Source organism: Prosthecobacter sp., from assembly GCF_049294395.1.
Lineage (GTDB): Bacteria > Verrucomicrobiota > Verrucomicrobiia > Verrucomicrobiales > Verrucomicrobiaceae > Prosthecobacter.
This window is the reverse complement of sequence record NZ_JBAQCR010000301.1, coordinates 14,670-29,509: the sequence shown is the minus strand read 5'-3', so window position 1 is coordinate 29,509 and position 14,840 is coordinate 14,670. Positions and strand designations below refer to the sequence as shown.

The 14,840-nt window shown below is 62.2% G+C and carries 1 protein-coding gene (only partly in view); it reads left to right on the top strand.

The features are described 5' to 3' along the window. Positions 1-488 precede the first annotated feature (488 nt). Positions 489-14,840, top strand: partial view of an autotransporter-associated beta strand repeat-containing protein gene (locus WAW39_RS20000; RefSeq protein WP_422320930.1) — the 5' portion only. It continues 12,951 nt past the right edge of the window; the window shows 14,352 of its 27,303 coding nt (coding positions 1-14,352); it begins with the start codon at positions 489-491; the stop codon falls past the right edge of the window.

Below are 14,840 nucleotides of genomic sequence, written 5' to 3'. Positions count from 1 at the left end.
CAAAATCTTGTATCCGTGAGGATGTGTCGGTTCGAGTCCGACCGCCGGTACCATCAAAGAAGAGAGGCTGAGGTGCGCGGGGAGCGACCCAAGGGGGGCAAGATGATCTGCACTCATTCGGACCAGAGGCTAAAATTCCTCCCCCGGTTTCCATAAATAAGGCCCACGCGTGTTCTGAAGAATTGGCACGGGTGCACAGGCGAATTGCAAAAAGGCACAAAAGTACCAAGGTGCACAAATAGCGTCTAATTAGCGGAATTCGGGGTCTTGGAGAACCGGGGATTGGATCAGCCTATGCTGAGGTGAGAGGCGCTCGTCCCCCCACTATGAAGCGCTTCTCTTCTGTTTTTTCCTGGCATGCTCATGCCTTGCACGGCTTAACACTGTTCAAGAAAAGAGGTGATTTGCACCGTCCAAGACCTTTGGATGCACGTCTATCTCCACTGGCTCGTTTGACTGGCATCTGCCTGTGCTTGCTGATTCCTCTCATGACGCTGCCAGTTCCATTGAACGCAGCGATCTTCGTTTGGGATCCCGCTCAAGATCTGACGGGCAGCGGCGGTGACGGCACCTGGGACCTGTCCACTCCCAGCTGGCTGACCGGCGGAGCCGACGACCTCTGGACGAATGACGGTGGCAACACGGCGTCCTTTCAGGGCACGGGTGGTCTGGTCACCTTGGCCACAGGAATCACCGCCGACGGGCTGAGCTTTGATGCGCCCGGTTACACGCTGGGCAGCAACGGCTCGGCGCAGGTGCTCACTCTTGGAGCAGGTGGGATTGTGGTGGGGTCCTCAAGCGGGACGATCACGATCGGAGACAGCAATCTGACTTTGGCGCTGGGGGCCGCCGGATCATTCACCAACAGCTCCAGCGGTCTGCTCTCCGTGGTGGGGAGCCTCAGCAACGGCGGCAATCTGCTCACTCTCGCCAACACATCCACCGGGGGCATGACGCTCAGCGGTGGCATCAGCGGAACGGGTGGTCTCACCGTCAACAGTTCGGGCGCGGGCATCGTGACACTTTATGGTATCAATTCCTACACAGGAGCCACCAGCATACTGGCGGGTACTTTGAAAGCAGGAAGCGCCTACGCTCTCAGTTCGGGCTCGGCGCTGTCGCTGGCCAATGTTGCCGGAGCCACGCTGGATCTCAATGGCTTCAATCAATCCGTGGGCTCTCTCTCTGGCGGCGGTGCTCTGGGGGGCAATGTGGTGCTCGGCAATGGCGCAGTGCTCACGCTCGGTGGCGCGCTCACCTCGGCGGTGGGCGGTTATTCAGTGAATGCCAACATCGCCAACTCCAGCTCATGGAACACCTTTGCCGGCCTGCTGTCCGGCAGCGGTTCCATCGCGCTCACGGGAGGTGGCGTGGTTTACCTGACCAACAACAACAACAGCTACACTGGCTTTACCAACGTCCTCGGCGGCACCCTGGTCGTCAGCAACATGGGGCAGCTCGGGGCTTCCACCACCACGATCACGGTTTCAGGATTGAACAGCTCACTGGCTGGCGGTGCGCTGGTGGTTCAGGGCGGCACCACCGGCATGAACTTTACCCGCAATCTCAGTGTGGCCGGCTACGGCATCAGCGGTGCGAACAACAGCGCCGGTTATGCGTTGGTAAACATCGGCAACAACACTTACAGCGGCATCTTCACCTCGGCGTCGAACACTGAGACGCGTGTGGGGTCTGTCGCCGGCACCATGACGTTTAGCAATACGTCCACCATCAACATTGCAGGCAGCACTGACCTGATGGTCAATGGTTACGGCAATTTCCTCTTCAACGGTTTCGTGACCGGGGGGGCGGTGGGCGCGCTTTCTTTCTACCGCTGGAGCGGTGGTGGCCTGCTCGGGCAGGTGACCCTGGCCAATCCCTACAACAACTTCCTCGGTGCGGTGGAAGTGACAGGCTCGTTTCTGCGCGCCTACTCCCCGGGTGCCTTGGGCGCCGCCGTTGACAACAAATCCATGTATTCCTATGCCGGCACCTACGAGCTGCGCGTGGACCCAGGCAACACGGATTTCTCGAAGAAGACAGTTTCCTATGTCAGTGCCTCAGGCACCGCTATCTATGCAGGTCGTGCCGTGGGCGGCGTGGGCATCAATCAAACCGTCACCCTTGGTGGCGCTAGTGTGAACGGCGTCATCTCACCAGGTCTCAATGAAGCACTGACATCCACCAGCGCGCTCGTCACCACTTTCAACGGCAATGACGGCTATGGAATCACGATCGGATCCGGTGGGACGATCGCTTACGGCTTCTCTGCCACGACAGGCAACAACCACAGCTATACCAGCAACCTCAACGGCTTGCTCACCCTGAACACCAGTTTCCTCTCCCAGGACAGCTCAGCCACCCGCACCTACACCATCACCGCCAACGGTGATGTTCTGCTGACGGGCAATCTGATGAGCTCCGTGGGCAATGTGGATCAGATTTGGTCCAAGGCCGGGTATGGCGCACTGGCCATTCAAGGCACCGCCTCCACGAACGTCGGTGTCTTCAACATCACCAACGGCAGTGTGTACGTCAATGCGCTGAGCGCGCTCAACGTGAACACCACCACGGGCACAGGCAGCGGCGGCATCCAGATTGGCAGCACCAGCACCAACGGCATTCTGAATTATCTGGGATCAGCCGCAGGCGGTGCCGGGGAAACTTCCAACAAGGCCGTCCTGCTCTCAGGCACGACAGGCGGCGCGGTCCTGTTTGCCAATCAGCAGCAGGCAGCGGCAAACACGGGCGCCACGGCACTCGTGCTCACCAGCAACATCGCCGCTCCGGGAGCGGGAGCCAAGACGCTCTACCTCGAAGGCTACAACAACACCCTCAACACTCCTGCGGTGATCAATCAGATCACCGGCGTCATTCTGGACAACGGCACTCTCGCGGCCAACCGGACATCATTGATCAAGGGCGGCTCCGGCACCTGGCTCTATGCGCCCACGGCCTCCTCCTATGTGGCCGCTGCGGTCGCTGCAGGTGCCACGGTGGCCACCAACAACACCACCTCCAGCGGCGGAACGGTGCTTAATTTTGCCAGCACCACCGGGCTGGCGGTCGGGCAGCAGGTTTTCGGCACCGGCATCGCTGCGGGGACTTATATCAGTGCGCTGACCACCAACACGGTCACGCTGAGCGTGGGCACTTCCGGATCCATCGCCAGCGGTGCCTCGATCGTCTTTGGTGGAGAGGCCTCATCGGCGTCCACCATTCCCACCATCACCACCAGCGGCGCCACGGCTTCTGGCAGCACCACGATCACGCTGGCCAGCACGGCGGGGCTCAATGTGGGGATGGTCGTCACCGCAGGTGCCGGACTTCCGGCGGGCGCTTCCATCACCGCGATCAACAGCACCACCAACGCCATCACGCTCAGTGCCCCGACAACGGCCATCATCACCGCCTCCACCGCGCTGACCTTCAACGGCGCCGTCAATACCAATGTGGTCACCTTGACCAATGCTTCGGGCTTGGTCGTGGGACAAAGCGTGACAGGAACCAATGTGCCTGCCGGGACGATCATCACGGCCATCTACGGCAACAACATCGTGCTCAACAACACCCTCGCCGCCACCATTGGCGCGGGCAGAACGCTCTACTTCGGCAGTGTTGGGGCGGCCGGTGTGGCGCAGAGTTTCAGCGGCGCGGTCACGGTGGCCGGAGGCACGTTGCAGGTCCAGCCCACCGCCGCCAGTGGCAGCGGCTCTGCACCGCTGACCAGCAGCAACAACCTGGTGTTCTCCACGGATGTGCTGACAGGAAACGGCTATGCTGGCGGAACTTTCCAAATGCTCGGATCAGCCAATGCAGGCACCACGGCGATGACCGTCGGGCAGCTCATCCCCACCGCAGGGCAGGGGAACATCATCACCACGGCCAATGGTGGCACGCCCACGCTCACCTTTGGCAGTGCCACCCCCATCGGCGCGCGCGGTGCGGGTGCGGTGCTGAACTTCAGTCCCGGCGCTGACACCTCCATCCGGTTCACCACATCGCCCACACTGGTCAACGGCATCATCGGTCTCACCACCAACAACGGCTTCGCCTACTACACCAATCCCACCACGAGCGCGGTGGACTTTGCCACCGTCACGGGCACCGGGCCGTACGTGGTTTCAGCCTACTCGGGTTATGTGGCCGGCCTGCCCGCCTCGCTCTCCACCGCCACCAGCACCTACTGGCTCAGCAGCGGCAGCGTCACCACCACGGCGGCGGAAACGATCAATGCGCTCAAGATCTCCGGCAATACCACGTTGACGCTCGGCGGCGTGCTGACGCTCGGCACGGCGGGCAGCACCAGCGGCGTGCTGTTTGACAACTCCACCGGCTCCGCAACGATCGGTGCGAGTGCCGCCGCCAATACTCTTGGCGGAGCAGGCAGTGAAATCATCGTCTACACCGGTGGCAGCACCAATGCCAACACCCTCACCATCCGTGCGGCCATCAGCAGCGGCGCAGGTTCGCTCACCAAAGCAGGCGCAGGCAAGCTGATCATCAGCGGGGCCAATGCCTTCACCGGCAACGTCAACATCGACGCCGGCACTTTGCAGCTTTCGGGTGCTACGGCCACGTTGGGCGCCATCACCACCGTTGGGAACATCACCGCCGTCCGTCAGGATGCCGTGCTGGATCTTAATGCCGCCGGCGCGGGCAATACCATCACGATCGGGGCGCTCACCGGCGCGGGCACCATCACCAACAGCGGTGGCGGCAGCAACGCGGCATCCACGCTGAACATCGGCACGTACAACGTCACCACCACGGCCAGCGCCACTTTCTCCGGCCTGCTTCAGGATGGTGCCGGTGTGCTCAATGTCACCAAAAACGGCTCGGGTACCCAGTATCTGAATCCTCTCAACGGCGCAGTCGCCAGCACCACTCCCACCGGTCAGACCTTGGGCAGCATCGGTTACAACACCTACAGCGGCGTGACCACCATCGCCCAGGGGACTCTGGCCGTGACGCTGCTGGCGGACTACGGCAGCGTCAGCAGCATCGGCACCGGCAGCGCTCAGGGAAATGCCGCCAGCCTCGTGCTCGGCAGTTCCGCAGGCACTGCGGTGGGCGTGCTTCAATATGTGGGCCAAAACAACAGCTCCTTCCTCACGACCATCCAGGCACCGTCCGTGCAGACGAACCGCCTGTTCACGCTGGCGGGCAATGGCGCTTTGGATTCCTCCGGTGGCTTCGGGAACTCCGCCGTCGGCACCGGCAACCTGAACCACGCGGCCATCTGGTTCACCAACACCGGCTCCATCGCCTTTTCCACTTCAGGAGCCAAGACACTGACGCTGCAGGGCTCCTCCACGGGAGACAATGAAATCGATCTGAAGCTCATCAACAACACCATCGACAGCACGGCGCTCAGCGTGACCAAGGCCGGCACGGGCTTGTGGATCCTCGGCAACACCGCCAACACCTACAGCGGTGCCACCACCATCTCGGCGGGCACCCTGCGCGCTCAGGATGCAGGCTCCACTCTCACGACCGCCACCACCATTTCCAATGCCACCGCCTCCACGGTGCTTGATCTCGCCAGCACGACCGGACTCGTGGTGGGCCAGACGGTTACAGGTTCCGGCATCGCCCCCGGCACCACGATTGTCAGCATCCTCGGCCCCTTGCAGATCCGCCTGAGCAGCGCAAACACCCTGGCCAGCGGTACGGCCCTGACCTTTGGCAATGTGGGCAGTCTTTCTGCCAACAGTAATCTGGTATTGGCAGGCGGCGTGTTGGAAACCTCCGGCACTTTCACCCGCAGTCTCGGCACCGGGGCCGGGCAGGTGCAGTGGCTGGCGGGCACCTCCAACGGCGGCTTTGCTGCATCAGGCTCACCGCTTGTCGTTGCCATTGGTGGCGTTTCCTCACTCTCGACGCTGACTTTTGGCAGTTCCAGCTTCACCAACGGCACCTTGATGCTGGGCTCAGCCACCGCTCTCTCAGACACCACCATTCTGAACCCCATTGATCTTAATGGTGGCTCCAGAACCATCACCGTCACGGACAACGCCACCACCGCCGCAGACATCTACACGCTGGCCGGTAACATCAGCGGGGCCATCGGCAGCTCGCTGACCTTGTCCACGCCCGCCAGCACCATGTTCCTCATCAACGGGGCGAACACCTACACCGGCAACACCACCATCAGCGGAGGTGGTGCCTTTGCGGTTCAAAGCATCGGCGCAGGCGGCGCATCGAGTTCCTTTGGTGATGCCACAGGCCAGTTGAACCTCGGCAACGGCACCACCGTCGGCGGTTATCTGCTCTACGTCGGCACTGGCGAAACGGTCACCCGCACCATCAATCTCAACACGACCACCGGAACCAACACCATCGACTCCAGCGGCAGCGGAGCCTTGAACATCACCAAAGTCGTCAATCTTGGCACTGGTACGAAGACCCTGACTCTGACGGGCGAAAGCCGTGACGCCAACATCATCACCTCCGTGCTGGCGGACAACGGTGGCGCTCTCGCGGTGAGCAAAGGAAACGGCGGTGTCTGGATTCTGAATGCCGCCAACACCTTCACCGGCGGCGTGACTGCCATTGACGGTTTCCTCGGCATTGGCCCCGGCTGGAGCACCATCTCCGCCACCAGCGCCAATCCGCTGGGCATGAGCGCCGGCACTCTGCTGACCTTGGGGGCCACTGGCGGGATGTTCACGCTGACTGCGGGCGGCACCACCATCGCCAGCACCGTTTCGCTCACCGGCACTTCCGGCATCAATTTCACCTTCAACGGTCTGAACTCCATTGCCTTCACCGGCACGACCATCATCAACCTGGGCGCAGCAGGCTCCATCTTCAACAACATTGCCCCCAGTGGCACTCTCACCTTCGGCGGTCCCTTCAGCGTCACCGCCAGTGCGGCGCTGACCATCGGCGGTACGGGGAGCACCATCTTCAATGCAGGACTGCCTTCCAACTATACCTCACTGCTGACTTTCAACACCCTCGGCAACGTCACTCTGAACGCTAGCAACGCGCACACCGGCGGGGTGAGCTTGACACAGGGCAACGTCGTCGTGAACGCCAAGAATCCCTTCGGCACCGCAGCGGGCGCCTTCACCTTTACCGGAGGCACACTCAGCGCCGGATCTCTGGCGCTGACGGGAGCCAATGCCATCGTCAATCCAATGACCATCGCCTCTTCGGTGGCGGTGCTCTCCGGGAGCAATTCCATTGAGTTTGCCGGTGTCGTGGCTCTGGGAGCCAGCCGTGTGCTGACCAACAACATTGCCAGCGGTTCCTCCTTGATTCTGTCCGGCGGAATCACCAACACCGTCGCCTCCACACTGACCATCGCCGGTTCTGGCAATGCACTGATCAGCGGGGTTTATAACGCAGGCACGGGAGCCAACGCTCTCGCCTATTCGGGCACCGGCACGCTGACGCTGACCGCGACCAATCTCTACACCGGCGCGACTACGCTGAACGGCGGCACGACAGTCATCAGCGGGGCGGCCGGAGCCCTGAGCGCCACCTCCGCCATCACCGTGAATCCTTCCGCGACACTCACGCTGGACAACAGCGGATCCGCTCTGACCAACCGCCTGGCCAACCGTGCGCTGACGCTCGCCGGTGGCACGCTCAACTTCATCGGCAACAGCGCAGGATCCATCGAAGGTACGACAGGCACAACCGCGGGCATCTTGACCATGGGGGCCAGCGGCCAGAGCGCCATCAACATCACCAGCAACGGCGGCACGACCAAGCTGAACTTCTCCTCATTGACCGCCAGCGCCGGCAGCACGCTGGACGTCACTTCCAATGTGGCTCTCGGCACTGCCACCAATCAGGTGAACTTTGGCAGCTTGTTGAATACAAGCGCGGCCGCCGTGACAGGGACCACGCTCACCTTTGCCTCGACCACCGGCCTTGTCACTGGTCAGGCCGTGACGGGTGTCGGCATCTTGAACGGCACTACGATTGCAAGCCTTACCAGCACCACGGTCACGCTGAACCAGGCCGTGGCCGCCTCTGGCGTGGCCTCCGGCAGCGCGATCACTTTTGGTGTGCCTTCCTATGGAGCGATCACCACTTCCGCCAATTCACTGCTTCCGCGTATCACCATCGGCGGCACCTCCTGGGCCGCCATGGGCGCCAGTGGTCTCACCACCTTTACGAACTACAGCACGCCTACAGATGTCACCCTCGCCAGCCTCATCGCCACACCGACGGTCACGCTGCAGGTATCTGGCACCACCACCAATGCGCTCTACTCCGCCGGGGGGGCTCCGGGTGGACGCGTCCTCAATGCGCTCTCCATCAATGGCAGCGGCCTCACCGTTGGGGTGGGCAACGATGCGGCGACAGGTCTGGCCAGCGATCTCTCACTCACCCTGAGCAGCGGTGGCATTTTGGTGAACGGCGGCACGAACACGCTGAACGCCACACGCATCGTGCTCGCGCCGGTGAACGTCACCACCACCGTCAATCCCAGCACGACGGGTGGAGAGGCCATCATTCAAGTTGCCAGCGGCGCCACCTTGAATCTTGGCGGCACTCTCGTCGGCACTCTGATGACCAATCAAAATCTGGCAGGCACCAATTTCTTTCAGAACAGCGCGAGCCCCGTGGCCAGCGTGGCCACGGGTGGCCTGACCAAAGGACTCAGCGGGAACCTCAACATCACCGCCCGGCAGTTCTACACCGGGGCCACGATCCTCAACGGCGGCACCACGAAGCTCTCAGCCGGGAACAACACCTTGTTCGACAACGGCGGCGCACTGACGGTGAACTACGGAGCCACGCTCGATCTGAACGGCACAGTCCAATACGTTGGCAACTTCACCAGCAATGGCGGTGCGGTTCCAGGTGCCGGCGGTACAGTCACCAGCAGCAACGGTTCCGCCCTGCTGGTCACAAACGCCACCACCAGCATCTGGGCAGGCAGCATCACCGGCAGCGTGGCCAATGCCATCACCTTTGCCCGTGTCAACGGCGGCACGACCACGATGCTCTCGGCCAACAACTACTACGGTGCCACGATCATTCTCGGCGGCGGACTCACGCTCCAGGACAACGCCACGCTTGCGAACACATCTTCCATCACGTTGAACTATGCGAACCTCAGCCTGAACAACAACACCGGCCTGTTCATCAACAACAATGACCGCGTCAACGATGCCGCGTCGATCTTCATGAATGGTGGCAACCTCTTTCTCACCGGACGTGCCAACACCTACACTGCAGAGAGTCTGGGGGCGCTCACGGCGGCTTCTGGCGTCAACAACATCACCGTGGCGGTCGGTGGCACGGGGGTCTATACGAATGCGGATTTGGGTTTCGCCAGCATTACGCGCACTTCGAATGCCATCTTGAACTTCATCGGCACCACGCTGGGGGCGGATGGCTCGAACCCGCGCATCCTCGTCACCGACAGCGCCAGTCTCGGTTACAGCACCGCCACCGGCGTCATCGGTGCCTGGGCCATTGCCAATTCGGACACCTGGGCCGGCTACAATCCATCCATGGGCATCGGTGCGGTCGGGACCGTCGGCTATCAGGGCTACGCTGGTGGCTACATGTCCGGCGGCACCGTCACCACCACCACGGCGGTGGCCGGGGCCAATGTGCTGAACACCTACTCCGGCGGCACGCTCAATGGCTTTGGCGCGGGCAATGTGACCAACATTCTGAACGGCATCGCCGGCATCAATCAAGTGATCACCCTGCCTTCAGGCGGGGCCACCACGGACTACCTGCGCTTTGCCGGTGCCACTGAGAATGACCTGGCCTTCACCAGTGCGGACGATGTGCTCAACATCATCAAGGGGGGGCTCCTTCACAGCAACAGCGGCGTGGGCTCCACCATGATCGGCACGCCCGCCACCCGCGGCTTCCTGACCACCGGTGGCACGGACACCTCGGGCATCACCGAGCTCGTGGTATACAATACCAACAATGCGGTCACCGGTACGGGCGTTGCGGGAACCGGCACCGTGCTCAACAGCAATGTGGTCACCGTCGCTTCGACCACCGGCCTCTTTGCGGGCATGGCGCTCAGCGGCACGGGCATTCCCAACGGCTCTTACATCACCCAGGTGCTGAATGGCAACCAGTTGTCCATCAACTACAATGCCCTCTCCACCAGCGGCGGGCAGACCCTGACCTTTGTCTCCGACATGGTGATCAATTCCATCATTCAGGACAACGGCTTCGGGAGTGTGACGCGCCTGAACAAGGCGGGCACGGGCACCCTCACGCTCACTGCTGCAAACACTTACACCGGCGGCACAATCATCAATCAGGGCACCGTAAACCTCGCGGCCGCCACAGCAGGAACCATCGTGATTCCCGGGGGAGGACTCACGCTCGTGGGCAGCACCACCGGCGTCGCCGCCACCACGCTGAACGTTGGTGTCAGTGCTTCCGGCGGTAGTGCGGTCGGCATCGGCGGCCAGATCGATTCCAGCAACACGCTGACCATCATCGGCAGGTCCACGGTGAATCTGGCCGGCACGCAGACGCTGAACAGCCTCGTGTTCAACAACAACGGCGGTGAAGCCGCTCCCACCGTGACCACGGCCGCCACCATCCCCATCAGCGTGCTCAATCTGTCCAGCTCCGCTCCCATCACGGCGAGTTCGAGCAATCCCGCCACAGTGTCCATCATCAGTGTCGCATCCCTTGGTCTGGCTGCGGGCAACAACACCATCACGGTGAACCCCGTTCAGATTGCTGGCAGCACGATCACGCAGCTCACGGCGGCGCTCTCCATCACCTCGCCGATTGTTGGCATCGGCACCACCGGCGCGGGCGTCGGCATCACCAAGGCGGGCAACGGCCTGCTGCAATTGAGCGGTGCCAGCACCTTCGATGGCGGCGTGAACCTTTCCGCAGGCGGCATCGCCTTCGGTGGCAGTAGCATCACCGCCGGCCTGGGCGGTCCGGTGATCAGCGGCCCTCTCGGCACGGGCACCTTTACCATCGGCACCGGCACCTATCTGACTTCGACAGCAACCACCAACGTGATCTCCAACGCTCTGGTGCTGGGTGGCAATGATCTCAGCTACAAGGGGCCAAACGGTCTCACGCTCAACGGCTCCTTGACCCTCAATTCCGGCAACACCACCATCAATGTGGATGTGCCCGGCAGTTTCCTCACGCTGGGCGGTGTGATCACAGACAACGGCGGCGCGGGCGGCGGAACTTCGGGCATCATCAAGACCGGTCTCGGCACCCTGGCTTTGGCCAACAACAACAGCTTCGGTGGCTCCATCATCGTCAACGAAGGCGTCATGGTTCTTGGCGGTGCCACGGGCAATGCTCCACTGCCTCTGGCCAATGCCAATGTCACCATCACCAGCAACGGCACACTCGCACTTGAGAACAACGGCCTCAGCAACAGCGGCCTCATTGTTTATCAGGGCCTGTCCATCACCGTCAATCCGAACTCCAACTATGCGAACCTCTTCGTAAGCAATGCCTCCAGCATCGGCGTGACCGTCTCCGGCAACGGCACCGGCAACGCCATCAAAATTCCGCAGCTCACCATGAGCGGCACTCAGGTGCTGAATCTCGCCAGCGCCAATGCCTACTCGATCATCTTCCAAAACGTCACCGACACCACGGGCGCTCCTCGCTTCAACGTCGCGGCTGGCACGACCGCCTACGTCTACGGCTACACGCCGGGAAACAAGCCGATCAACATCGGTCTGGGCTCCCTGTATTTCCCCGACATCGTGACTCAGGGGACAACGACCACCGTCGCCACCAATCCCATCGAGCTTTCCAGCTACAATGGCAGCAACTACTATCCGCTGCTGATTCAGGCTCCCGCAACCGCACCATCCTCCACGCCGACGGGCTACTCAGTCGGTGGCTTGAATGCGGCCTACAGCAGCCTGGCCGCCGCGCAGGGCGCTCTCAATGTCAACGTGGCGGGCATCGGCTTCTCGGGCACTGGCACCGTGAGTCAGATCAACGACGCAGGCATGAACAACCGTGCGACCGCGACCACGGCCTCAAACACCAACGGCATCATCACGCTTCAAGGTCTGCTGATGATCAACACGGCCGGCACCTACACCTTCCGCAGCGCCTCGGATGACGCCAGCGTGCTTTACATCGACGGGCAGCTGCTCATCAGCGACCTCGGACCTCATGCCGGACTCACCGAGGCCACGGGCAACGGTCAGATCACTCTGAGCAGCGGCTACCACACCATCACTTACACCGCCTACAACGCCACCAACTCCGGCTCCTACCGTCTGCTCTACGCAGGCGCTGACACCTCCGGGAATGGCGTCGGCAATACCGTGGCAGGCTCCACCGGCGGCTTCCAGTCCATTTCCTCCAGCAATCTGTATTATGCCGCGGCAGCACCGACTTCGGCCAACAGCTACAACTTTGCGGCGATCATCAACAACAACTACACCCTCGCCGCCGGCGCTTCGGCTACTATCGACACGCTGGCTTCACCGTTGGGCGCTGTGATCGCGCCGACTTCGGGCGCGGCCATGGTCTTGAACAACAACTCGATGCTCAACATCGTCAACGGCACCAACGGCATCCACGGTGCCGGATGGGTCGGCGTGGATGGAGACATCACGATTGGAAACGGTGTGGTCATCGCCACGACCAACACCGTCAGCCAGGGCGCGGGCACGCTCAATTTGATCGGCACCATCACTCATGCCGGCGGAGGCGCGGCCAATGCCATGTTCAAGGCTGGCACCGGCACATTGATCCTCGGTGGCAGCAACACCGGCTTTACCGGTGACCTCGTCATTCAGTCCGGCTTTGTTCAGCTCAACAACGCCGCAGCCCTGAGCACGGGAACCACGGCCAGCCTCGGTGGCACGCTCATTCGCAACGTCAACACCGCCACGACCTCCATGCCAGCCGTCGCCAGCGGTTCCACCACGCTCACGCTGGCAGGCGCAGACACCGCCAGCAATCTCTCCCTGCAGGTCGGCATGACCGTTTCCGGCGCAGGCATTCCCGTCGGCACCTACATCACCGCCATCAGCGGAACCACGGTGACCCTGTCCCAGGCCGCGACCACGAGCGCCTCCGGCACCTATTACTTCAATGCCTCAGGCATGCTCGATCTCAATGGCCAGAGCGCAGTGGCTGGCAATGTGACCATCAATGGCGCGGGTGCTCTCATCCCCTCGGCTTCCGCGACACCGACGGCCATTCTCGCCGCTGGCTCCAGCGGCGCGCTGTGGAACAGCAGCCTCACCGCCGCGAGCTTGAGTGGTACTCTCACCCTGGGCTCCAGCTCCACGGTCGGTGGCAATGGGGACCTCACGCTGAACTCCATCGTGGGAGGGAGCGGCAGAACCCTGACCAAACAGGGCACGAACACCCTGACTCTCAATGCCGGTAATGGATCCCAAGTTTTCAACACCAGCATCGCACTCGGCACGCTCAAGCTTGGCAATGCCGGAGCCCTCGGCGCTGCATCCAACACGCTCACCATAGCCAGCGGTGCCGTCCTCGACTTGAACGGCATCGCAGTGGCCAATGCCAACGCACTGACCATCACCGGCGTCGGCTACGGCGGCAGCGGCACGATCACAGGCTCTGGCACCGTCAGCTCTCTCGGCGCATTGATCAATACCTCCACCACGGCGGCCAGCTATGCAGGCATTGTCACACTGGGGGCCGCCACCAGCATCGGCACGAACTACATCAACTCGACCAGCGGCCTCGGCAGCACCACCTTTGGCGATCTCACGCTGGGCTCGCAGGTGACTGGCAGCGCCGTCCTGACGAAGGTGGGCGCGAACACGCTGAAGCTCACCGGCGTCACCGCCGCCTCCACCTTGACGGGGCTCACCGTGGCCATGGGCAAAGTGGTGATCTCCGGCACATCGACAACGGTTCTGGGAACAGCCACCACGGCCATCAGCATCAACGGCGGTCCGGTGTCCGGCCTCACCCCCTCTAACACGCTGCAGCTCGACTACGCCGGACTCGGCGCCACATCGGTGAACCGCCTCAATGCCCACGCCATCACCATGAACGGCGGCTCGCTGCTGCTCACGGCCAACACCGGCAACATCACGGCGCAGAATGAATCCCTGGGGGCCAACAGCCTGACCATTGCCGGCGGCTTCAATCTGATCACGCTGGATGTGAATGGCACCTCCACCCTGGCGCTTTCCACCACCGGCACGGGCACCATCACCCGTGCGGCCAACACGGGCACTGTGCTCGTTCGCGGTGCCGGTCTGGGCACCGCCACTCTTCTCACGCCGGGCAAGACCAACGTGGTGCTCGCCACCGCGCCCACGGCCATCGGTCAGGCGGGAGCGGCCGGCGCAAAGAATGCCGCTATTCTTCCCTGGATGATCGTGGATGACACGGGTAGCGGCGGCTCGGGCGTCAGCTTCGCCTTCAATGGATCGAATGGAATCCGTGCGCTGGCCTCGACCGAAATGGACACCACCTTCACCGCCTCCAATAACATCCTGCTCAACACGACGACGGCGCTCACCGCTGGCGCCGCCATCGCGGCTTACGCGGGCACGACAGCAACCGCCTACACCTCGACGGTGATCAATTCACTGACCTTCAGCACTGCGGTGAATCCGACACTGACGATCAATGCAGGCCGCAATATCGGACTCGATAGCGGGGGCATCCTTGCCACGGTGAGTGCCACGATTGGAACTGTGGGAGGCGGTTCCATCAATGGGGCCGGCGCTGCCGTCCGTGAAATGCTCATCTACACCGCAGGCAGCACCACCGTGCTGACCATCAATGCCGCTGTGGGCGGTATCATCGTTCCTTCGCCCAGCGGCCTGACCAAGAGCGGCAATGGAACCCTGATCCTGGGCGCGGCGCAGAACAACTACACCGGTCAGACTCGCATC